The 19,714-nt window shown below is 72.1% G+C and carries 21 protein-coding genes; 16 read left to right on the top strand and 5 right to left on the bottom strand.

The genetic code is table 11. The annotated features are described in order from the left end of the window. Positions 1–112: 112 nt before the first annotated feature. On the top strand, positions 113–823 hold the full coding sequence (locus AC2DFQ_RS13010; protein ID WP_484534188.1) for a GNAT family N-acetyltransferase: 711 nt from the start codon (positions 113–115) through the stop codon (positions 821–823). 175 nt (positions 824–998) lie between these two features. Beyond that, entirely contained in the window at positions 999–2,204 is a 1,206-nt protein-coding gene (gene lhgO, locus AC2DFQ_RS13015; RefSeq protein ID WP_484507779.1) for an L-2-hydroxyglutarate oxidase, read from the top strand. A gap of 668 nt (positions 2,205–2,872) precedes the next feature. Here lhgO and AC2DFQ_RS13020 read toward each other — a convergent pair. Together AC2DFQ_RS13020 and AC2DFQ_RS13025 are read right to left on the bottom strand one after the other, a co-directional pair. Beyond that, positions 2,873–3,064: a multidrug transporter gene (locus AC2DFQ_RS13020; RefSeq protein ID WP_484507780.1), complete on the bottom strand. Its 192-nt coding sequence runs from the start codon at positions 3,062–3,064 to the stop codon at positions 2,873–2,875. A 25-nt stretch (positions 3,065–3,089) separates the two neighbouring features. Beyond that, complete coding sequence (locus tag AC2DFQ_RS13025) at positions 3,090–3,896, bottom strand: SDR family oxidoreductase (protein ID WP_484534189.1); 807 nt, start codon at positions 3,894–3,896, stop codon at positions 3,090–3,092. Between the two features lie 229 nt (positions 3,897–4,125). Between AC2DFQ_RS13025 and AC2DFQ_RS13030 the strand changes: the two genes are divergently transcribed. Together AC2DFQ_RS13030 and AC2DFQ_RS13035 are read left to right on the top strand one after the other, a co-directional pair. Next, a complete protein-coding gene (locus tag AC2DFQ_RS13030) occupies positions 4,126–5,460 on the top strand; it encodes an alpha-hydroxy-acid oxidizing protein (RefSeq protein WP_484534190.1) in 1,335 nt (444 codons plus the stop codon). A gap of 125 nt (positions 5,461–5,585) precedes the next feature. Next, the gene (locus AC2DFQ_RS13035; RefSeq protein ID WP_484534191.1) at positions 5,586–6,971 is read left to right on the top strand and encodes a glycine--tRNA ligase; all 1,386 of its coding nucleotides are present in this window, start codon (positions 5,586–5,588) and stop codon (positions 6,969–6,971) included. 444 nt (positions 6,972–7,415) lie between these two features. Here the strand turns inward: AC2DFQ_RS13035 and AC2DFQ_RS13040 are convergent, their stop codons facing one another. Together AC2DFQ_RS13040 and AC2DFQ_RS13045 are read right to left on the bottom strand one after the other, a co-directional pair. After that, positions 7,416–7,802 (bottom strand): DUF1801 domain-containing protein, encoded by a 387-nt coding sequence (locus AC2DFQ_RS13040; protein ID WP_484507784.1) that lies wholly within the window; start codon positions 7,800–7,802, stop codon positions 7,416–7,418. Between the two features lies 1 nt (position 7,803). Continuing rightward, on the bottom strand, positions 7,804–8,373 hold the full coding sequence (locus AC2DFQ_RS13045) for an HhH-GPD-type base excision DNA repair protein (protein ID WP_484534192.1): 570 nt from the start codon (positions 8,371–8,373) through the stop codon (positions 7,804–7,806). A 98-nt stretch (positions 8,374–8,471) separates the two neighbouring features. Between AC2DFQ_RS13045 and AC2DFQ_RS13050 the strand changes: the two genes are divergently transcribed. After that, complete coding sequence (locus AC2DFQ_RS13050) at positions 8,472–8,879, top strand: nuclear transport factor 2 family protein (protein ID WP_484507786.1); 408 nt, start codon at positions 8,472–8,474, stop codon at positions 8,877–8,879. A 39-nt stretch (positions 8,880–8,918) separates the two neighbouring features. Here the strand turns inward: AC2DFQ_RS13050 and AC2DFQ_RS13055 are convergent, their stop codons facing one another. Next, positions 8,919–10,205, bottom strand: coding sequence for a glutamyl-tRNA reductase (locus AC2DFQ_RS13055; protein WP_484507787.1), 1,287 nt, complete (start codon positions 10,203–10,205; stop codon positions 8,919–8,921). 90 nt (positions 10,206–10,295) lie between these two features. Here AC2DFQ_RS13055 and AC2DFQ_RS13060 point away from each other — a divergent pair, with 90 nt between their 5' ends. From AC2DFQ_RS13060 to hemL, 11 genes are all read left to right on the top strand, one after another. After that, on the top strand, positions 10,296–10,859 hold the full coding sequence (locus AC2DFQ_RS13060; RefSeq protein ID WP_484534193.1) for a YbaK/EbsC family protein: 564 nt from the start codon (positions 10,296–10,298) through the stop codon (positions 10,857–10,859). A gap of 48 nt (positions 10,860–10,907) precedes the next feature. Continuing rightward, positions 10,908–11,951, top strand: a complete 1,044-nt coding sequence (gene hemE / locus AC2DFQ_RS13065; protein WP_484534194.1) for a uroporphyrinogen decarboxylase — start codon at positions 10,908–10,910, stop codon at positions 11,949–11,951. Next, complete coding sequence (gene hemG, locus AC2DFQ_RS13070; RefSeq protein ID WP_484534195.1) at positions 11,948–13,423, top strand: protoporphyrinogen oxidase; 1,476 nt, start codon at positions 11,948–11,950, stop codon at positions 13,421–13,423. The genes hemE and hemG overlap by 4 nt, the downstream gene beginning before the upstream one ends. A 107-nt stretch (positions 13,424–13,530) precedes the next feature. Beyond that, positions 13,531–13,950 (top strand): hypothetical protein, encoded by a 420-nt coding sequence (locus AC2DFQ_RS13075; RefSeq protein WP_484507791.1) that lies wholly within the window; start codon positions 13,531–13,533, stop codon positions 13,948–13,950. Between the two features lie 4 nt (positions 13,951–13,954). Further along, the gene (locus AC2DFQ_RS13080) at positions 13,955–14,365 is read left to right on the top strand and encodes a phage holin family protein (RefSeq protein WP_484507792.1); all 411 of its coding nucleotides are present in this window, start codon (positions 13,955–13,957) and stop codon (positions 14,363–14,365) included. Next, positions 14,355–14,633, top strand: a complete 279-nt coding sequence (locus AC2DFQ_RS13085; RefSeq protein WP_484507793.1) for a hypothetical protein — start codon at positions 14,355–14,357, stop codon at positions 14,631–14,633. The genes AC2DFQ_RS13080 and AC2DFQ_RS13085 overlap by 11 nt, the downstream gene beginning before the upstream one ends. A gap of 41 nt (positions 14,634–14,674) precedes the next feature. Further along, the gene (gene hemQ / locus AC2DFQ_RS13090; protein ID WP_484507794.1) at positions 14,675–15,346 is read left to right on the top strand and encodes a hydrogen peroxide-dependent heme synthase; all 672 of its coding nucleotides are present in this window, start codon (positions 14,675–14,677) and stop codon (positions 15,344–15,346) included. Positions 15,347–15,353: 7 nt separating this feature from the next. After that, positions 15,354–16,364 carry a hydroxymethylbilane synthase gene (gene hemC, locus AC2DFQ_RS13095; RefSeq protein WP_484534196.1) on the top strand — a complete coding sequence of 337 codons (1,011 nt, stop codon included), beginning with the start codon at positions 15,354–15,356 and terminating at the stop codon, positions 16,362–16,364. Beyond that, positions 16,361–17,167 carry a uroporphyrinogen-III synthase gene (locus tag AC2DFQ_RS13100; protein ID WP_484507796.1) on the top strand — a complete coding sequence of 269 codons (807 nt, stop codon included), beginning with the start codon at positions 16,361–16,363 and terminating at the stop codon, positions 17,165–17,167. The genes hemC and AC2DFQ_RS13100 overlap by 4 nt, the downstream gene beginning before the upstream one ends. Beyond that, the gene (gene hemB / locus AC2DFQ_RS13105; RefSeq protein ID WP_484507797.1) at positions 17,164–18,147 is read left to right on the top strand and encodes a porphobilinogen synthase; all 984 of its coding nucleotides are present in this window, start codon (positions 17,164–17,166) and stop codon (positions 18,145–18,147) included. Before AC2DFQ_RS13100 ends, hemB begins: the two co-directional genes overlap by 4 nt. A 239-nt stretch (positions 18,148–18,386) precedes the next feature. Beyond that, a complete protein-coding gene (hemL, locus tag AC2DFQ_RS13110; RefSeq protein WP_484534197.1) occupies positions 18,387–19,712 on the top strand; it encodes a glutamate-1-semialdehyde 2,1-aminomutase in 1,326 nt (441 codons plus the stop codon). Positions 19,713–19,714 lie beyond the last annotated feature (2 nt).

The following is a 19,714-nucleotide window of genomic DNA, read 5'->3' on the forward strand; positions in this document are numbered from 1 at the left end:
GGGGGGATGCGGGTCAGGCGCTTCCTGCCGTCCTTCACCGCCACCATCTCAGGCTATCGCCGCGGGGAAGGCACCCGGGTCATGAGGGCGTGGTCGGTGCGAGACTGAGGGGGTGAGTGACGAGCCGCCCGGCATCGAGATCCGCGAACTGACCGGCACCGATCAGGTGCACGAGGGCGCGGCCCTGCTGGCCACGGTGTGGCCGGGTGACCGGCAGGCCATGCCCGCGAATGCGCTGCGTGCTCTGCAGTACTCCGGCAACTACGTCGTCGGGGTCTACGCCGACGAGCGGATGGTGGGAGCATCCGCCGCGTGGTTCGGGTCCCCTTCGGCGCGGACGCTGCATTCGCACATCACCGGCGTCGTGCCGGAGTATCAGAGCCGCGGGGTGGGGCGTGCCCTCAAACAGCATCAGCGTGACTGGGCCTTCGCACACGGGGTGGGCCACATCACGTGGACGTTCGACCCGCTGATCGCCCGTAACGCCCACTTCAACCTGCGGGTTCTCGGCGCGCGCACCACGGCGTACCTGGTGGACCAGTACGGCCCGATCAACGACGAGGCCGGTCGGGCCGTCGCCTCCGACCGGTTGCTGGTGTCGTGGGACCTCGCTGAGCCGCCCGCGGGCACCCCCGACGGGGCGGCGGTCGAGGCGGAGGTGATGATCCCCGCCGATATCGAGGCGATCCGGCGGGAGACCCCTGCCGCCGCAGCGGCCTGGCGGACCGTCGTGCGCGGCACCCTTCTCCGCCACCTCGACGACGGTCTCCGCATCGGCGGCTTCGACGACGAGCGGGGCTACCTCCTCGTCGCCGGCGACTGACGCAGCTTGCGGATAGACGGTTCCCCGGCGATGCTGGGAGAGCGCGACGCGGGTGGGACCGCTGCAGACACGCGCAACTTGGGGGAGTTCATGAACACAGTTCTGTCCGCATCAGCCAGATGCCGCGCGCCGCTCACGGCGCGAGCATCGGGAACCGGCGCGACGGTTCACGCCCATGGGTGACCGCGTAGGGATCGTCGGTGGAGGCATCGTCGGCGTCGCGCTCGCGCGCGAGTTGAGCGCACGGGGCGACCAGGTGACGGTCCTGGAGAAGGAGAAGCGGCTCGCCCAGCACCAGACCGGGCGCAACTCGGGAGTCGTTCACGCGGGGCTCTACTACACGCCGGGGTCGCTGAAGGCTCAGCTGTGCGCAGCGGGCCGCGTGTCTATGCGGGAATTCTGCGAGGAGAAGGGGCTGCCCTACCGCGAAGTGGGCAAGCTCGTCGTCGCCGTGGATGAGAGTGAGCTGCCAGCCCTCGCAGAGATCGAGCGCCGGGCGATCGCGAACGGTGTACCCGACCTCGCCCGCATCGATGACGAATCCCGGATGCGCGACATCGAACCGCACGTCGCTGGAGTCGCGGCCGTGCACTCGCCGCACACCGCGATCGTCGATTACGCCGCGATCACCGAGGCGATGGCGCAGGACGTCCGGGCGGGCGGCGGCATCATCCGGCTCGGGCACGAGGTCACCGGCATCCGCGCGGAAGGCGCCACGGTGCGCGTCCTCACGAATGTTTCCGAGGACGTGTTCGACCGCGTCATCGTGTGCGCCGGTCTCCAGTCCGACGTCGTCGCGCGCTTCGTCGGCGCCGACCCGGCGCCCAAGATTCTGCCCTTCCGAGGTGAGTACTGGGAGCTCGCGCCCGAGCGCACGGACCTCGTGCGAGGCATGATTTATCCCGTCCCCGACCCGCGGTTCCCCTTCCTGGGCGTGCACTTCACGCGGGGGGTTTACGACAACGTCCACGTCGGTCCGAACGCCGTGCCCGCTCTGGCCCGCGAGGGATACACGTGGCTCCAGGTGTCGGCACGTGACACGTGGGAGTCGCTGAAGTGGCCGGGAGCGTGGCCGCTCGCCAAGCAGCATTGGCGGATGGGCGTCGACGAGATCAGCGGATCGCTTCTGAAGCCGCTCTACTATCGCAAGGCTCGCCGGTTCGTTCCGGAGTTGCGGATGGCGGACCTCACCCACAAAACCGCGGCAGGTGTCCGCGCGCAGGCGTGGGGTAGCGCGGGCGAACTGCTGGACGACTTCAAGGTCGACCAGGTTGGGGCCGTGACGCTGCTGCGGAACGCCCCGTCACCCGCGGCGACCAGCTCGATCGCCATCGCCCGCCACGTGATCGCCAACCACCTCGCTCCGGTGGCAACCACCTGACCCACTCCGCGGCATCGGCGGGAATCGTGCGGGCGATGGCGGTCGCCCGAGCCGTGACGAGACGCCGCGGCTCCCCCCGCCGTCGAGGGGCTTCGGCACGTTCCCCGTGCGCGCGTTCGCCGCGCACACGCACTTGCCCCGCCCCAGTGCTCGAACTGAGCACACTCGGCCGGCCGAACTGAGGACACTCGGGCGTGCCCAACTGGCACACTCGAGCGTGCCCAGGTGGCACCCTCGGGCGTGCCGAACTGAGCACACTCGGGCGTGCCCAACTCGGAGGCTGTCCCCGGAGTGTGCCTAACTCAGCCCAAATCGGCCCGGGTGGGGGAAGACACCGGTGTCGGGGCGGGTTCTTGCTGAGTTAGGCCCGCTACACCGTGTTACGCGGCGGGATCAGGCTGCGGCATGCGGCGGTCACGCTGCGCGGCGCCGGCGGCGGCGGCTTCGGCGGCCGGGTCGCGGTGCGGCTGGCGGCGGGGTCGCGTTGGGGCGGGGCGGGGAGGGGAGGGCGGGGATCCGGCTGCGGGATGTTGGCCGTACGGGCGGGCCCGGAGCTGGCGCGTGGGTTTGCCGCGTTGAGGCCGCCCGAGCGTGCCTAACTCAGCCTGAGCGCGCCCTGGTCGGGAAAGACACCGGTGTCGCGCCGCTTTCACCCTGAGTTAGGCGCGCTACTCGTGTTCGGCGGCGGGGTCGCCCTGGCCCGGGCCGGGGCGCACGGCGGCGTCATCGCGGATGTCGACCCGCGTCACGCCCGCACGGTGCGTGACGTTGATGCGCGGCGCCGCGTCCGCCTCGGTCGCATCGGGCGCCGCCGTCAGCTGATCGGTGCGCTTCTCGTCGTCGGTCTGGGGGTCGCTCATGGCATCTCCAAGGGTCGGGTTCGGGTCAGGCGGTGCGCCACTCGTCGCTGGTGAGGTGCGATCCGGCCTGAGGTCCCATCTGCAGCATCCCACCATCTACGACCCAGCTCGCGCCCGTGACGTACGACGCCGCCGGGGAGGCGAGGAACGCGACGACGGCCGCGATCTCTTCCGGGCGTCCGGGACGGCCGAGGGGGATTCCGGGGCGATGCGTCTTCTCGGCCTCCTCGGGATCCATGTCGTTCAGTGGCGTGGCGATCTCGCCGGGGGCGACGGCGTTGACCGTGATGCCCTGCGCGCCGAGCTCCTGGGCCATGGTCTTCACGAGGCCCCCGAGGCCGTGCTTGGCAGCGACGTACGCGGCGCTCCCCACGCGCGGCTGGTGCTCGTGCACGCTCGAGATCGCGATGATCCGGCCGCCCGCGCCGGCGGCGGCCATCCGCCGCGCGGCGGCCTGCATGCCGACGAAGGCGGCGTCCAGATTGAGCCCGACGTCCTGGCGCCAGCCGGCCAGGTCGAGATCGAGCACGTGACCGCCTGCGCCACCGCCGGCGTTGTTGATGAACACGTCCACCCCGCCGAGCTCCTCGGCCAGGGCGTCGAGGACGCCCCCGGCGGTCTCCAGGTCGGTCGCATCGAAGTGGCTCACGACCGCGCGCCCGCCGCGGGCGCGAACGGCCTCGGCGGTGCGCTGCGCGCCCTCCTGGTCGGAGTGCCACGTGATGCCCACGTCCATGCCGGCTTCGGCCAGGGCGACGGCGCACGCGGCGCCGATGCCCGAGTCGGAGCCGGTGACGATCGCGTGACGGGGGGAGAAGTCATCGGTGTTCATGGCTCGACGGTACGAGCATCGGGACATCGCGCAGACACCCTTTACATCCGCTCATCACGGCGTTAGCGTTCCCGATTCGCATCAGCGCGGGGCCGTGATCCTCGCCGACGGGACCCCGCAGCGTCGGGCCGCGCCGGCGCCCATGAAAGCGCGGATGCCCTCGTGAGTGGGTGGTGCCGGTTCGGCGCGCACGGCTGACGCGGCGCGGACGCATCCGTACGCTGTCGCCATGGACCAGGGGAACATCGCTCCGCTCGACCCGGCCGCCGCCGCGCGGGGTATTTCCCGGCTCACGCAGTCGGACATCTACCGCGCCGGGATCAGCGGAACCCGGCCGCAGGTGCCGGTGGACGCGACGGCGCTGGAGGATGCTGCGCGACGCCGGCTGAGCGCCGCCGCCTTCGCCTATCTCGCCGGTGGCGCGGGGGCGGAGCGCACCGTCGCGGCGAACCGCGCGGCGTTCGAGCGGTGGCAGGTGTGGCCGCGGCCGCTTCGCGATGTCGCCACGCGCGATCTATCTGTCGAGCTGTTCGGCCGGCGCCTGCCGACGCCGCTCCTTCTCGCGCCGCTCGGTGTGATGGAGTTGGCCCATCGCGAGGCCGATCTGGCGGTGGCCCGCGCCGCGGCGGAACTGGGCGTGCCGTACACGCTCAGCAATCAGGCATCCGTCGCGATGGAGGCCGTCGCTGCCGCGACGCCGGGCGCCCCGCGGTTGTTCCAGCTGTACTGGTCGTCGTCCGATGAGTTGAACGCGTCGCTGCTCCGCCGGGCAGAGGAGTCGGGATGCTCCGCCATCGTGGTGACGCTCGACACCCATCTGCTGGGATGGCGCACGCGCGACCTCGACCTCGCCTACCTGCCCTTCACGCGTGGGCTCGGCATCGCGCAGTACACCTCCGATCCGGTGTTCCGGCGGATGGTCGCCGAACGTGCCGGCACCCGGCACGCCGCCGACGCGCCCGGCGTGCGCATCACCCCGAAGGCCATCGCCGCGGGGATCACGATCGCCCGCAAGGGCTCGGCGCTGACCGGAGGCGGGGTCCGGGAAGGTCTGCGCTCGCCCCTGCCCCGCGCGGCCGTGGAGACGTTCCTCGACGTCTTCTCGACTCCCTCTCTCACCCTGGATGACCTCGCCCGCGCGCGCGAGTGGACCTCTCTGCCGATCGTGCTGAAGGGCATCGTCCATCCCGACGACGCCTCCCGCGCGATGGATGCCGGCGCAGACGGGGTGTGGGTGTCGAACCACGGCGGCCGGCAGATCGACCTGTCGGTGCCGACGCTGGACGCTCTTCCCGCCGTTGTCGACCGTGTCGGCGGGGCGGTTCCGGTGATCTTCGACTCGGGTGTGCGGCAGGGGTCTGACGTCTTCACCGCCCTCGCACTCGGCGCGACGGCGGTCGCGGTTGGGCGGCCTTACGCGTACGCGCTGGCGGTCGCCGGGCAGGCAGGCGTGCGCGAGGTGGTCCGAAACGTCCTCGCCGAGCTCGACATCACCCTGGGGCTGGCCGGTTTTACGGCGGTCTCCGAGGTCGGACCGTCGGCCCTCCGCGACACGGGGGCGTGAGCCGGGCCTTTCCCGCGCGGCGGCGGCCGGCGGGCGCGTGAGCCGGGCCGCCGGCGCCGCTCGATAGAATCGAGGTACCGCGATTTCCGCGGCATCCCGCCCTCTTTCCGACCATTGGAGCCACCGTGGCCGAACAGTCCCGCCTTGATAAGGTCATCGCCCTCGCCCGCCACCGCGGGTTCGTCTTCCAGGCGGGCGAGATCTACGGCGGCTCTCGCTCGGCATGGGACTACGGCCCCCTCGGCACCGAACTGAAGGAGAACATCCGTCGCCAGTGGTGGCAGACGTTCGTCCGCGGGCGTGGCGACATGGTGGGCTTGGACTCGTCGATCATCCTGCCCAAGCGCGTGTGGGAGGCATCCGGTCACGTCGCGACGTTCACCGATCCGCTCGTGGAGTGCCTGCACTGCCACAAGCGATTCCGCGCCGACACGCTGATCGAGGACTACGAGGCGCGCAAGGGCCGCCCCGCCGAGAACGGGCTTGCCGACATCCCGTGCCCCAACTGCGGCACGAAGGGCCAGTACACCGAACCGAAGGCGTTCTCCGGTCTCGTGAAGACCTACCTCGGCGTCGTCGACGACGAGAGTGGCCTGTACTACCTGCGGCCCGAGACGGCGCAGGGCATCTTCGTGAACTTCAGCAACGTGCTCACGGCGTCGCGCCGCAAGCCTCCGTTCGGCGTGGGCCAGGTCGGCAAGGCGTTCCGCAACGAGATCACGCCCGGAAACTTCATCTTCCGCACCCGCGAGTTCGAGCAGATGGAGATCGAGTTCTTCACGCCCCCCGCCGAGGCGGACGAGTGGTTCCGCCACTGGGTCGAGGCGTGCTGGAACTGGTTCATCGACCTCGGCGTCGACCCCGCGAACATGCGCCGCTACGACGTCCCCGTCGAGGACCGCGCGCACTATTCCGCCGGCACCATCGACGTCGAGTACCGCTTCGGATTCCCCGGCAAGGAGTGGGGCGAGCTCATGGGTGTCGCCAACCGCACCGACTACGACCTCACGAGCCACTCCGAGGCATCCGGTCAGAGCCTGACGTTCTTCGACCAGGCCTCCGGGGAGAAGTACACCCCGTTCGTCATCGAGCCCTCCTTCGGCCTGACGCGCGCCATGATGGCGTTCCTCGTCGACGCGTACGAGGAGGAGGAGGTGCCCAACGCCAAGGGCGGCACCGACAAGCGCACGGTGCTGCGGCTCGATCCGCGCCTGGCTCCCGTCAAGGTCGCGGTGCTGCCGCTCTCGCGCAACGAGCGGCTCTCCCCGCTCGCGCGGGAGGTCGCCGACGGTCTCCGCGGCCTGTGGAACGTCGACTTCGATGACGCCGGTGCGATCGGCCGCCGCTACCGCCGCCAGGACGAGATCGGCACGCCGTTCTGCGTCACCGTCGACTTCGACTCGCTCGACGACCACGCCGTGACCGTTCGCGACCGCGACACCATGGCCCAGGAGCGGGTGCCTCTCGACGCCCTGCACACCTACCTGGCCGACCGGCTCCGGGGCGCCTGAGCCGCTCCGCAGCATCCCGGCCGCCCCGCGGGGTGCACAACGGCGGAGATCCTGGGTGACACGCCGGGCGTTGGGGCCCTTGCCCGGCGTGTCGGAGGCGATATCCGCCGTTGTGCACGGGCGGGATGCGGCGCCCAGCGCCCGGCACGCGCCCCCGGCGCCGGCCCGGCATCCGGCGCCTGAGCCGCCCCGCAGCATCCCGGCCGCCCCGCGGGGTGCACAACGGCGGAGATCCTGGGTGACACGCCGGGCGTTGGGGCCGTTGCCCGGCGTGTCGGAGGCGATATCCGCCGTTGTGCACGGGCGGGATACACGCGGCCAACGGGATGCCGCGCCCGGCGCCGGGCCCGCGAATCAGAAGATTCGCCGGACTCAGGCCGCTCGGCTGCGGTTCGGTCGTGATTCCGGCGGATCTCTTGACTCCCCGGGGCGAGCGGGCGGGGGTCAGCGGGTGGTGGCGCGGTAGGAGTCGCCGATGATCTGCGCCAGCACGTCCAGGTCGACGGTGGAGGCATCCTTCACGTACAGGCACCCGACACCGGTCGTGTGCGGGCCGAGCCGTTCCAGCTCGGCGGCGTGGGCGTCGACGCCGTCGACCAGGTAGACGGTCGTGGCCGCCTTCCGCGGGGCGAAGCCGACCGCGGCGGTGTCGCCCTCGCGCCCGCTGTCGTATGTGTAGTGGTGCGAGCCGAATCCGATGATCGACCCCCACAGGGTCGGGTCCTCGCCGGTCACGCGGGCGCACAGCTCGAGGAGCGTCTCCGCGTCGCGCCGGCGCGTGGCCGGCTCCACCCGGTCGAGGAATGCCTGCACATCGGCGGGAATGTTCACGTCACTTCTCCTTGGCGGCGGCCTTCATTGCGCGCTTGTGCTCGCGGACCTTCGCGAGCGACTCCGGGCTCGTGATGTCGGCGACCGAGCGGAACGATCCGTCCTCGCCGTAGGGGGCGGATGCTTCGCGCCAGCCCTCCCCGTCGAAGCCGCGCTGCTTGCCCAGGAGCGCGAGGAAGATCTTCGCCTTCTGCTCGCCGAAGCCGGGGAGCGCCTTCAGGCGCTTGAGCACCTCCGGTCCCGTGGGGGCGTCGCGTGTCCAGATCGCGGATGCGTCGCCGCCCCACTCCTGCTCGACTGCCGCGCAGAGCGCCTGGACGCGGCCGGCCATCGACCCGGGGTAGCGGTGCACGGCCGGCGGCGTCCGGAACGCCTCGGCGAACGCGTCGGTGTCGTAGTGCGCGAGGGCGCCGGCGTCCAGCGAGCCGACGCGGTCGCGGATCTTGAGGGGGCCGGTGAACGCGGTCTCCATCGCGATCTGCTGGTCCAGCAGCATCCCGATCAACAGCGCCAGCGGGTCGTCGCCCAGCAACGCGTCGGCCTCGGGGTCGTCGGTGATGTGCAGAGTCATGCCGACATCCTCCCACCCGCCCCCGCCGAGCACCGGGGGCGGGCCTCGCACCCGAGGTCCACCGCCGTGGGTGCGAGACCGCGACTTAGGCTGGGAGCATGGACCATCTCCGTGCTCTCCACCGCCTCCGCGATGCCATCAACGCCCACGAGGCGACCCGGATCGCGGCCAACTTCGCGGAGGACTACTCCGTCGAGACTCCGAGGGATCCCGACCTGGCCTTCACCGGTCGCGCGCAGGTCGAGCGGAACTGGCAGGCGATCCTCGGGCGACTGCCCGACCTGAACGCCGAGCTGCTGCGTTGGGCGGTGCAGGATGACGAGGTCTGGTCGGAGTGGAGGATGTCCGGCACGGCGAGCGATGGCGGGCCGGACACGCTGGCCGGCACGGTGATCTGGCGCACAGACGAGGACGGCCTGGTGTCGTGGGCGCGGTTCTACCTCGGCCCGGTGATCGTGGGAGCGCCGAAGGCGTTCTCTCCCGGACCCGGGGCACCCGGGAACTGAGCCCGGGCCCCGCGCCGACGTTCCGGCGGGGGAAAGACCTCAGGCCACGCCGGAGTCCGCGTCGGTGGCCCGGAGGTCCTCCTCGGCCACCTCGATTCCGAACAGCGTCGTCAGGGCGGCCAGGTACTCGTCGCCGCGGCCGAGTTCGGCCAGTTCGTGCGCGCGCGCCGTGGGCGTGTGGAGGATGACGCCGACGAGGTGACGCAGCGCCTGCTCGGTGCGCCCGTCGTCGTCACCGCGGGCGCGCGCGCGGGCGATCTCCGCATCGAGGGCGGCGAAGGCGCGGGTGCGCAGCGCCACGACCCCCGGTGTCACGTTGCGTCGCTCGCCGCGCACGGCGAAACGGCGTGCGGCGTCGCGCACGACCTCGCGCGCCGCATCCGTGGCCTGCAGCTCCTCGAGCGGTGCGTGCAGGCGGATGGTCTCGAGGTCGAGGAGCTGGACACCGGCGACGGTCCCGACGTCGGGGTCGACGTTGCGGGGCAGACCGAGATCGATCACCATCCGTCGCCTGGCGGAGGGAGTGGGTTCCCAGGCGCCGGCGGTGAACGTCGCGGCGCTGAGGACGGCGTGCTCTGCGGTCGTGCAGGTGATGATGAGGTCAGCCTGCGCGGCGACGGAGGGAAAGCGCTCGGCGGCGATCGGGTGCAGCCCGTGCTTCGTCGCGAACTTCGCGGCGCGGCCGGACGGCGAATAGACCGAGATGTCCTCGGCGCCCTGGTCGCGCAGGGCGGCGACGGTGGCTGCGGCGTAGGAGCCCGTTCCCACCAGCAGCACACGCTGCGCCGACCAGTCGATGATGCGGCTGCCGGCCAGGTCGAGGGCCAGACGCACGAGCGACCGCCCGGCCCGGCCGAGCGCCGTGGCGTTCTTGACTCCGCGCTGCGCCTCGGAGGCCCGCTGGAACAGCCGCTCCAGATCACCCGACGTGGTGCCGAGTCGGCGGGACTCCGTGAGCGATCGGCGCACCTGTCCGGCGATCTCGCCTTCGCCGACGACGACGGACTCGAGACCGGATGCGACGGCGAACAGATGCTCGGCGACCTCGTCGCCGCCCAGCACCTCATACGACCCCGTGAGCTCGCCGGCCGGGACGCCGGTGGCGGCCTCGATCGCGGCGAGGGTCGCCTCCACGCCGACGGTGGTGACCGGCTCGTCCATGTCGACGTACGCCTCGAAACGGTTGCAGGTGGCAACCACGACGGCGCCCTGCACCCCCTCCGCATGTGCGGCGATCAGGGGGGCGATGGGGGTGGAGGGGACGCTGAGGCGCTCCAGAAGCTCGAAGGAGGCGGTCTTATGACTCGCGGAGACGCACAGCAGCACGAGACAAGATTCTACCGGTGGTGTGCGGCGCCTTGGCGAGTTGCCTCGACGGCGAGCGAACCGGCCGCCGCGCCTTCGTAAACTGGGGCCGTGCAGTGGTCTTCCGCCGGCTCGCTCGAGCCCGTTCCCGCCCTCGATCGACTCGATCTGCTGCCGCATCCGGTGGGAGCGGCCCTCATCGCTCTGGACCCGGACCTCGCGCCGCTGGTCGGCGTAGCCGAGATCGATCCCGAGCTCGCCGACACGGCCGCGTTCTGCGCGCGGTACGGCTCGCCGCTGGACCAGAGCGCGAACTGCGTCGTGATCAAGGGCAAGCGGGGAGGCGACATCCGCTATGCCGCGTGCGTCGTGCTCGCCACGACACGCGCCGACGTCAACGGCACGGTGCGACGGCGCCTGGATGTGCGGAGCGCCTCCTTCGCGCCGATGGCCGAGGCGGTCGAGCTCACGGGAATGGAGTACGGCGGCATCACCCCGCTGGGGCTGCCGTCGGACTGGCCGGTCTTCGTGGATGCGGCGGTCGCCGCTTCACCGGACGTGGTGGTGGGAGCCGGCGCCCGCGGCGCCAAGCTGTTCCTTCCCGGGGCGGTGTTGGCCGCGCTGCCGCATGCCGAAGTCGTCGAGGGCCTCGCCCTGCCCCCGCGGGAAGCGTAGTCCGGCCCGCACGGCCACCCAGCGGGCGTCCGGACGGCGGGTGGGAGGATGGGAACCGTGGCTTCTCATGACGCACCCCTCCTCCGCGCCCTCCGTGGCGATCGCCCCGAGCGCACCCCGGTGTGGTTCATGCGGCAGGCCGGCCGGTCGCTTCCGGAGTACCGCGAGCTGCGCGTGGGAACGCGGATGCTGGACGCCTGCCTCACGCCGGATCTCGCGGCGGAGATCACGCTGCAGCCGGTGCGCCGGCACGGCGTGGACGCCGGCATCTTCTTCAGCGACATCGTGATCCCCCTCCGTCTCGCCGGCGTCGAGGTGGAGATCGAACCAGGGCGCGGTCCGGTGTTCGCCGATCCGGTGCGCACCGCATCCGATGTCGAGCGCGTCACGGCGATCGATCCGTCCGCCGTCGCCGAGGCGGCAGGTCCGGTGCGCGAGGCCGTCCGGATCGTCACCGCCGAACTCGGCGACACCCCGCTCATCGGGTTCGCCGGGGCCCCCTTCACCCTCGCCGCCTACCTCGTCGAGGGCGGCCCGTCGAAAGAGCACCTGCGGGCGCGCGCCATGATGCATGCCGACCCCGCGTCGTGGCATCGACTGGCCGGATGGCTGGCGGCGGTGTCAGCGGCGTTCCTGCGGGCCCAGACCGAGGCCGGGGCTGCAGCGGTCCAGCTGTTCGACTCGTGGGCCGGGTCGCTCTCGGCCGCCGACTACCGCGCGTTCGCCGCCCCGCACGCCCGCGCGGCGCTCGAGGGCATCGAGGCGCCCCGCATCCACTTCGGCGTCGGAACCGGACCGTTCCTCGCCGACATGCGCCTCGGGGGCATCGCCGACGCGGTCGGGGTCGACTGGCGCCTTCCCCTGGACGAGGCGGCAGCCATCCTCGGTCCCGACACCACCGTGCAGGGAAACATCGACCCGGCGCTGCTGACAGCGCCCGAGGATGTGCTCCTCGCTCACGTGAACGACGTCCTCGCCCGCGGCCGCGCGGCGCGCGCGCACGTCCTCAACCTCGGTCACGGCGTCCCGCCCGACACCGACCCGGGCGTGCTCACCCGCATCGTGGCGGCAGCCCACGGAGAAGCGGCGTGAGCGAACCGGATCTGGACCGACTCGCAGCGCAGGCGAGCCGGGCGCACGTCGCCATCGTGGGCGGCGGCATCGCCGGCCTGGTCGCGGCTCTGGAGTTCGCCAAGGTCGGCGTGCGCGTCACGGTGCTCGAACAGGACGAGCGCCCCGGCGGCGTCGTGCGGTCGGCCGAGATCGACGGCCTCGTGCTCGACGTCGGTGCCGAGAGCTACGCCACCCGCGGCGGAACGGTGCGTGCGCTCATCGACGAACTCGGGCTGGGCGAGGCCGTCACCGCGCCCAACCAGGGCGGGGCGTGGGTCGCCGGCCTCCCGGGAGGTGCCGCGGCGCCGCTTCCTCGCGGCGGCGTCCTGGGCATCCCCGACAACCCCTGGGCGCCCGAGGTGCGCCGCGTCATCGGCTGGGCGGGTGCGTGGCGCGCCTACCTCGATCGGGTGCGCCCGCCCCTGACGATCGGCCACCGGCACAGCCTCGGTGCCCTCGTCCGCACCCGCATGGGCGCCAAGGTTCTGGAGCGACTGGTCGCACCGGTCACCGCAGGGGTGTACTCCGCGCGGCCCGACGACATCGACGTGGATCTGGCGGCGCCCGGGCTCAACGCCGCCCTCACCCGCACCGGCTCGCTCAGCGGCGCCGTCGCCGACCTCCGGGGAGGCCGCACCTCGGCCCCCGGTGGGGCGGTGGAGGGGCTCGTGGGCGGCATGGCGACCCTCGTGGATGCGCTCGCCGCCCGGGTGCGCGAGTTCGGCGGCGAGGTGCGCACAGGTGTCGGCGTGACCGGGCTGCGCGCGGAGGACGGCGCGTGGACCGTGCTCCTGGACGCACCGGGCGAGGAGCCGGGCGAGGAGGAGGTCCGCTCCGACGCGGTTCTGGTGGCGGCGCCCGAACGTGTCGCCCGGGCGTTGCTGGCTCCGGTGGTGCCGACGATGGAGCGCGATACGGCGGAGGCCCCGGTCGTGGAGGTGGTCACGCTCGTCGTCCAGAGCGCCGAGCTGGACGCCTTCCCGCGCGGGTCCGGGGTGCTCACCGTCCCGGGGGCGTACGCGGCGAAGGCGCTCACGCACTCCACGGCGAAGTGGGACTGGGTTGCGCGCGCGGCGGGCCCCGGCCGCCACGTCCTGCGGGTGTCGTTCGGTGCCCAGGGAGAGGAACCCGCCACGGCGACGCTGGATGATGCGGCCGCGGCGCTGCTCGCTCTGGACGAGGCCTCCGCGCTGCTGGGGGTGACCTTGGATGCTGCGCACCTCCGGGGTGCGCGGCGCGAGCGCTTCGCCCAGGCGCAGCCGGCCGCCACCATCGGGCGTGCGGCCGCGACCGCCGCGGCGCGGGGGGCGATCTCCGCGGTGCCGGGCCTGGGCGCCGTCGGCGCGTGGCTGTCGGGTACCGGCCTCGCGCAGGTCGTCCCCGACGCGCGAGCGGAGGCCGACCGCATCCGTTCGGCCCTGCTCTGGCGGTCGGAGCTTCCGGGGGCCTGACCCCTGCCCCGCCCGCGCGGCGATGTCAAGGGCGAATGCCGCGGACGGAATACAGGGCTACTCTGGACGGAATCGTACCTCCCATCATCGATCGTGAGGAGCGCCCCATGAAGGGCAAAGTAGGAATCGTCATCGGCCTCGCCGCCGGATACGTACTCGGCAGTCGCGCAGGGCACGACCGTTACGAGCAGATCAAGGAACAGGCCGCGAAGGTGTGGAACACCGACCCGGTTCAGAAGCAGGTCGACAAGGCCAAGGCCTTCGGGTCTTCGGCCGCCAAGGTCGTCCCCGGCGCCCTGTGGGACGGCGCCAAGCGCGTCACCAGCGCCGCGAGCGGCTCGGGCACCGTGCAGGAGAAGGCGCAGCGCGCCGCCGCCTCCGCGAAGTCGGCCGCGAAGGACGTCGCGGACGCTGTCGGCGACTCGCTCGAGGAAGCCGATCAGGCCTCCGGCGCGTCCAAGAGCGCTTCCAACGGCGCCACGAACGGTTCCGGCGACAACAAGGGCGCCGCCAGCGCCGGGAGCTGATGACATGACGACGCCGCGCGGTTTCCGCGACCGCGCCGACGAGAGCCTGTTCACCCTGGTCGGGGACATCCCCGACCTCGTGCGCAATCTCGTCGTCGCGGAGATCAACGCCGCCAAGAAGTGGCTGGCCAAGACCGCGAAAGACGCCGGAATCGGCGCCGGCTGGTTCGTCGGAGCGCTCTTCGTGCTCTTCTGGTCCCTGCCGGTGTTCTTCGCGTTCGTGATCGCCGGGCTCTCGTCGTGGTGGCCGGTATGGCTCTCGGCACTCGTCGTGTTCGGCGTGATGCTGGTGATCGTCGCGATTCTCGCGGTGCTCGGGATCATGCGCTTCCGCAAGCTCAGCTCGGGAGAGAACCCCGGTCAAGCCGTGGCCGAAGACATCCGGATCGTGAAGGAGGCTGGCGATGAGCGTTGATCGTCCGATCCCCGTCCCCCGTACGGGGATCGCCCTGGGCATCTCCGACCCGGTGGAGAAGGCACGCGCCGAGCTGAAGGCGACGCTGGCCGCCATCGAGATCAAGGCCAATGTGCCCCGCCGCCTGGGTCACGGGGTCGATCGTGCGGTCGCGCGAGCGCGCGAGTTCCGCCGGACCAACCCCACCGGGGCGGCTGCCGCCGTCGTCGGGGTGGCGGCCACGGTCGGCGGCCTCGTCTGGCTCGCCGTGCGGGCCTACACGCGCTGAGCGCGTTTGGCCGCGCGCGGCCGTCGGGGGAGACTGGGGGTATGTCCGAGGAGTCCCCTGCATCCGTGTTCACTCTCTGGGCCGTGTTCCGCCGCGACCCGGAGAACCCCGTCGCGGAACCGGACGCCACCGAGTTGGCCGACATCGTCGCTCTGATCGAGGGTGGCGGGGTGACCATCCGCGGTTTCTACGACGTCAGTGGCCTCCGCGCCGACGCCGACCTGATGATCTGGATGCACGGGACAGACGCCGAGGTCCTTCAGCGCGACCTCCGGCGCCTCCGGCGGACAGAGTTGCTGCGGCCGCTGCTGCCGGTGTGGAACGCCATGGGCGTGCACCGCGATGCGGAGTTCAACCGGGCCCACGTGCCGGGGTTCCTGCGCGGGGTGCCCGCGAAGTCCTGGCTCACGGTGTACCCGTTCGTCCGCAGCTACGAGTGGTATCTGCTGCCCGATGAGGAACGCCGCGCGATGCTCGCCGACCACGGCCGCAAGGGCGCCGCGTTCACGGGGGTGACCGCCAACACCGTCGCCTCGTTCGCACTGGGCGACTACGAATGGCTGCTGCCGATGGAGGCCGACGTCCTCACCGATCTCGTCGACGTGATGCGCGAACTCCGCTACACCGAGGCCCGGCGCCACGTCCGCGAAGAGGTCCCGTTCTTCACCGGGCGACGCATCCATCCGCACGAGGTGCCCGAGGTGCTTCAGTGAGCCGCCGATGACTCTCCGTCTGGGAACCCGGCGCAGCGCTCTGGCCCTCGCCCAGTCGCAGCGGGTCGCCGACGCGCTTGCCACCGCATCCGGCGAGGACGTCGAGCTGGTGCCCATCGTCAGCGAAGGCGATGTGTCGCGCGCGTCGCTCTCGGAGATCGGTGGCCGCGGCGTCTTCGCGACGACCCTGCGCGACGCCCTGCTCGCCGGCCGCTGCGACCTGCTGGTGCACTCGCTGAAGGATCTGCCCACGGCCCAGCCTGCCGAGTTCCTCCTCGCTGCCACGCCGGCCCGTGAGGACGCGCGGGACGTCGTCATCACGGGCACGGGCACGCCCCTGCTCGAACTCGCGGAGGGTGCGGTCGTGGGGACGGGGTCGCCACGACGCATCGCGCAGGTGCGGCGACGCAACCCGAGGGTGCGCGTGCAGGATCTGCGCGGCAACGTCGATTCGCGCCTCGGTCGCGTGCGCGACGGCGAACTGGATGCCGTGATCCTCGCTGCGGCCGGGCTGTCGCGGCTGGGCGGCGATCTGGGGTCTCTGCACGCCGAACCCCTCGGACTCGCCGACTGGCCGACGGCACCGGGCCAGGGGGCACTGGCCGTGGAGACGCGGACGGACGCCGACGCCGGGCTGCTGGCGGCGCTGGCGGCCCTGGACGACCTGCAGACCCGCATCGCGGTCACGGCGGAACGCCGCGTGCTGTCGGGTCTGGATGCGGGCTGCTCGGCCCCCGTGGGCGCGCACGCCGAGGTGGTCGGGGGAGACCTGCGGGTTCGCGCGATCGTGTATGCGTTGGACGGAGCGCACCGGGTCGGCGTGGACCGCACCGTGCGGTTGGAGCCCCTTCTGCGGGCCGACCGGGAGTATGGTGGAATTGTAGGCAGCGGCGATGGTGCGAATGCTGCCGACGGCGCGGACCCGATCGCGCGAGCCACGCGCACCGGGGACGACATTGCACGTCGGCTGCTCGAACGTGGGGCGGCCGACCTGGTACCACGAGAGTCGACCCCATGAATCACACCTCCCGGCACACGGCGACATCCGAGAAGCCCCTTGCGGGCTGGCGGGTGCTCGTGCCGCGTGGAGGACCGTGGGGTGACGGGGTGGCCGCCACGCTTCGCCAGCAGGGCGCGGTGCCGGTCATCGCGCCGCTGATCAATTTCGCACCCACCAACGATCAGGCAGCGCTCGAGCAGGCGCTGGCCGAATTGGCCGCCGGGGTCTTCGACTGGCTCACCGTCACCAGCGCGACGACGGTCGACGTGCTCTACGCCTACCGCGCCGTCATCCCCACCCGCACCAAGGTGGCCGCCGTCGGTGAGACCACAGCCGCGGCGCTGCAGGCGGTCGGGTACCGCGTCGATCTCGTTCCCGAGCGTGACAACTCCGCGGCCGGGCTGGCCGAGGAGATGATCGCGCGCGAGGCGGAGACGCGCGACGTGCTCACCCTCCGCAGCGAGATCGCCAAACCCGTGCTGACGCGTCTACTGGGCGAGGCCGGACATCGCGTTCGCAGCGTCGTGGCGTACCGCACGGTCGGTGTGCCGGTGACCGAGCGGATCGCGCTGGACGTCGCATCGGGCCGTATCAACGCCATCCTGGTCACGAGCGGTTCGGTCGCCGAGCAGGTGCACGCGCAGTTCCCCTCGATCCCCGACTCGACCGTGATCGCCGCGATCGGGCCGCGGACGGCCAAGGACGCCCGCCGCACGGGGCTGAGCGTCGACGTGATCGCCGACCAGCAGACCGTCGACGCGCTCATCGACGCCGTCTCGCGCTTCCCCCTTCCGCACGCCGCCGACGAACTGCAGCCGTGAGCTTCCCTCAGCATCGCCCCCGGCGTCTCCGCCAGACCCCCGCGGTCCGGCGCCTGGCGCGCGAGACGCACCTCGTTCCCTCGCAACTGGTTCTTCCGCTGTTCGTGCGCGAGGGCATCGGCGAGCCCGCACCGATCTCCTCGATGCCCGGCGTCGACCAGCACACGCTCGACTCGCTGCGCCGCACGGCTGCGGATGCGGCGGAGGCCGGCGTGGGCGGAGTGATGCTGTTCGGTGTGCCGGCGGTGCGCGACGCCCGGGGTTCCGGCGCAGATGACCCCCGGGGCATCCTCAACGTCGCCACCGAGGCCGTTGTCGCGGAAGTGGGCGACGCGCTGGTCGTGCAGACCGACCTGTGTCTGGACGAATTCACCGACCACGGCCATTGCGGGGTGCTCGACGGGCGCGGGCGCGTCGACAACGACGCGACGCTGGAGCGGTACGCCGACATGGGGCTTGCGCAGGCCCGCGCCGGCTCCGTGATGTTGGGGCTGTCCGGGATGATGGACGGCCAGGTCGCCTACGTGCGCGCGGCGCTGGATGCCGAAGGCTTCACCGACACGCTGCTGCTGGCGTACTCGGCCAAGTACGCCGGAGCGTTCTACGGACCGTTCCGCGAGGCCGTCGATTCCCAGCTGACCGGAGACCGTCGCAGCTACCAGCTCGACCCGGGGAACGGCCGTGAGGGCGTGCGCGAGGCGCTGCTCGACGTCGACGAGGGGGCCGACGTCGTCATGGTCAAGCCGGCCCTGCCGTACCTCGACGTGCTGGCCGATGTGCGCGCCGCCGTGGACGTGCCGGTGTGGGCCTATCAGGTGTCGGGCGAGTACGCGATGGTCGAGGCCGCCGCGGCGAACGGCTGGATCGACCGGCGCCGCGCCATCGAAGAGAGCCTGCTGTCGATCCGCCGTGCCGGAGCCGACGCCATCCTGACCTACTGGGCCGCCGAGGCCGCGCGCTGGTTGCGCGCCGCATCCTGACCCCTCGTGCCAGTCAGCTCCGCCCGTGCCGACCTGGCCAGCCCCGGCCGGCCAGCCCAGCCAGCCCTGGCCGGCTGGCCAGCCCAGCCAGCCAGCCCGGCCAGCTCCGCCCAACCAGCCCTCGCATGTCTCACTTTCGGCAAGTTTGGGCCCCGTTTGTTGCAGTTCGTGAGACATGGTGCGCCGAAAGTGAGACACGGGGCGCCGAAAGTGAGACATGGTGAGAAGAGGATGACCGGATGACTGACCGGAACGATGAGTGGTTCGACAGAGCCCGCGCCGTGATCCCGGGTGGCGTGAACTCGCCTGTGCGCGCGTACGGGTCCGTCGGCGGCACGCCGCGGTTCGTCGCCTCGGCCCGCGGGGCCACCGTGACGGACGAGGCGGGCCGCACCTATGTCGACCTCGTCGCCTCGTGGGGTCCGGCCCTCCTGGGGCACGCGCATCCGGAGGTCGTCGCGGCGGTGCAGGATGCCGCATCCCGCGGCCTGTCGTTCGGTGCGCCCACGTCGGCCGAGGTCGAACTCGCCGACCTCATCGCCTCACGCGTGGTGTCCGGGAGCACCCGCCCGGTGGAGAAGGTGCGGCTGGTGTCCACGGGCACCGAGGCGACCATGACCGCCATCCGCCTGGCGCGGGGCGTCACCGGCCGCGACCTGCTCGTGAAGTTCGCCGGCCACTACCACGGCCACTCCGACGGGCTCCTCGCCGCCGCCGGCTCCGGCGTCGCCACCCTCGCGCTGCCGGGATCGGCGGGCGTCCCCGCGCCCATCGCGGCGCAGACCCTCGTCCTGCCGTACAACGACCTCGATGCCGTGCGGGAGGCCTTCGCCACGTATGGCGACCAGATCGCGGCGATCATCGTCGAGGCCGCGTCGGCGAACATGGGCGTGGTCCCGCCGCTGCCGGGCTACAACGCCGCGCTGGCCGACATCGCCCACGCCCACGGCGCGCTGATGATCCTCGACGAGGTGCTCACCGGCTTCCGGGTGCACCCCGCCGGCTTCTGGGGACTGCAGGCGGCAGCGGGGGAGCAGTATGCGCCCGACCTCTTCACCTTCGGCAAGGTCGTGGGCGGCGGGATGCCGCTGGCGGCCCTCGGCGGCCGGGCGGACGTGATGGATGCTCTCGCCCCCGCCGGCCCGGTGTATCAGGCGGGCACCCTGTCGGGCAATCCGCTGTCGGTGGCGGCCGGCCTCGCCACCCTCCGTCTCGCGACACCCGAGGTGTACGCGCGGGTGGATGCCGCGGCATCCACGGTCGCCGATGCGCTGTCGGACGCCCTCACCCGGGCCGGCGTCGTCCACGCCGTGCCGCGGGCGGGATCGCTGTTCGGCGTGGCGTTCCTCCCCGAGGTGCCGCACGACTACGCCACGGCGCTCACGCAGGAGTCGTGGCGGTACCCGCCCTTCTTCCACGCGATGCTCGATGCGGGAGTCTCGCTGCCGCCGAGCGTGTACGAGGCCTGGTTCCTCACCGCCGCCCACGATGACGACGCCGTGGGCCGCGTGCTGGATGCCCTCCCCGCCGCGGCGCGGGCCGCCGCATCCGCGGTCGCGCCGTGAGC

The organism is Microbacterium sp. Z11_20 (assembly GCF_057197605.1).

Coding starts and splice junctions, on each gene's coding strand:
- AC2DFQ_RS13045 (WP_484534192.1), bottom strand. CDS start 8,373: ATGACTCTGCACATCACCGACGACCCCGAGGCCGACGCGTTGCTGGGC.
- AC2DFQ_RS13075 (WP_484507791.1), top strand. CDS start 13,531: ATGAAGGGCAAAGTAGGAATCGTCATCGGCCTCGCCGCCGGATACGTA.
- hemC (WP_484534196.1), top strand. CDS start 15,354: ATGACTCTCCGTCTGGGAACCCGGCGCAGCGCTCTGGCCCTCGCCCAG.
- AC2DFQ_RS13100 (WP_484507796.1), top strand. CDS start 16,361: ATGAATCACACCTCCCGGCACACGGCGACATCCGAGAAGCCCCTTGCG.
- hemE (WP_484534194.1), top strand. CDS start 10,908: ATGGGAACCGTGGCTTCTCATGACGCACCCCTCCTCCGCGCCCTCCGT.
- AC2DFQ_RS13085 (WP_484507793.1), top strand. CDS start 14,355: ATGAGCGTTGATCGTCCGATCCCCGTCCCCCGTACGGGGATCGCCCTG.
- AC2DFQ_RS13020 (WP_484507780.1), bottom strand. CDS start 3,064: ATGAGCGACCCCCAGACCGACGACGAGAAGCGCACCGATCAGCTGACG.
- lhgO (WP_484507779.1), top strand. CDS start 999: ATGGGTGACCGCGTAGGGATCGTCGGTGGAGGCATCGTCGGCGTCGCG.
- AC2DFQ_RS13025 (WP_484534189.1), bottom strand. CDS start 3,896: ATGAACACCGATGACTTCTCCCCCCGTCACGCGATCGTCACCGGCTCC.
- AC2DFQ_RS13050 (WP_484507786.1), top strand. CDS start 8,472: ATGGACCATCTCCGTGCTCTCCACCGCCTCCGCGATGCCATCAACGCC.
- hemQ (WP_484507794.1), top strand. CDS start 14,675: ATGTCCGAGGAGTCCCCTGCATCCGTGTTCACTCTCTGGGCCGTGTTC.
- AC2DFQ_RS13080 (WP_484507792.1), top strand. CDS start 13,955: ATGACGACGCCGCGCGGTTTCCGCGACCGCGCCGACGAGAGCCTGTTC.
- hemL (WP_484534197.1), top strand. CDS start 18,387: ATGACTGACCGGAACGATGAGTGGTTCGACAGAGCCCGCGCCGTGATC.
- AC2DFQ_RS13030 (WP_484534190.1), top strand. CDS start 4,126: ATGGACCAGGGGAACATCGCTCCGCTCGACCCGGCCGCCGCCGCGCGG.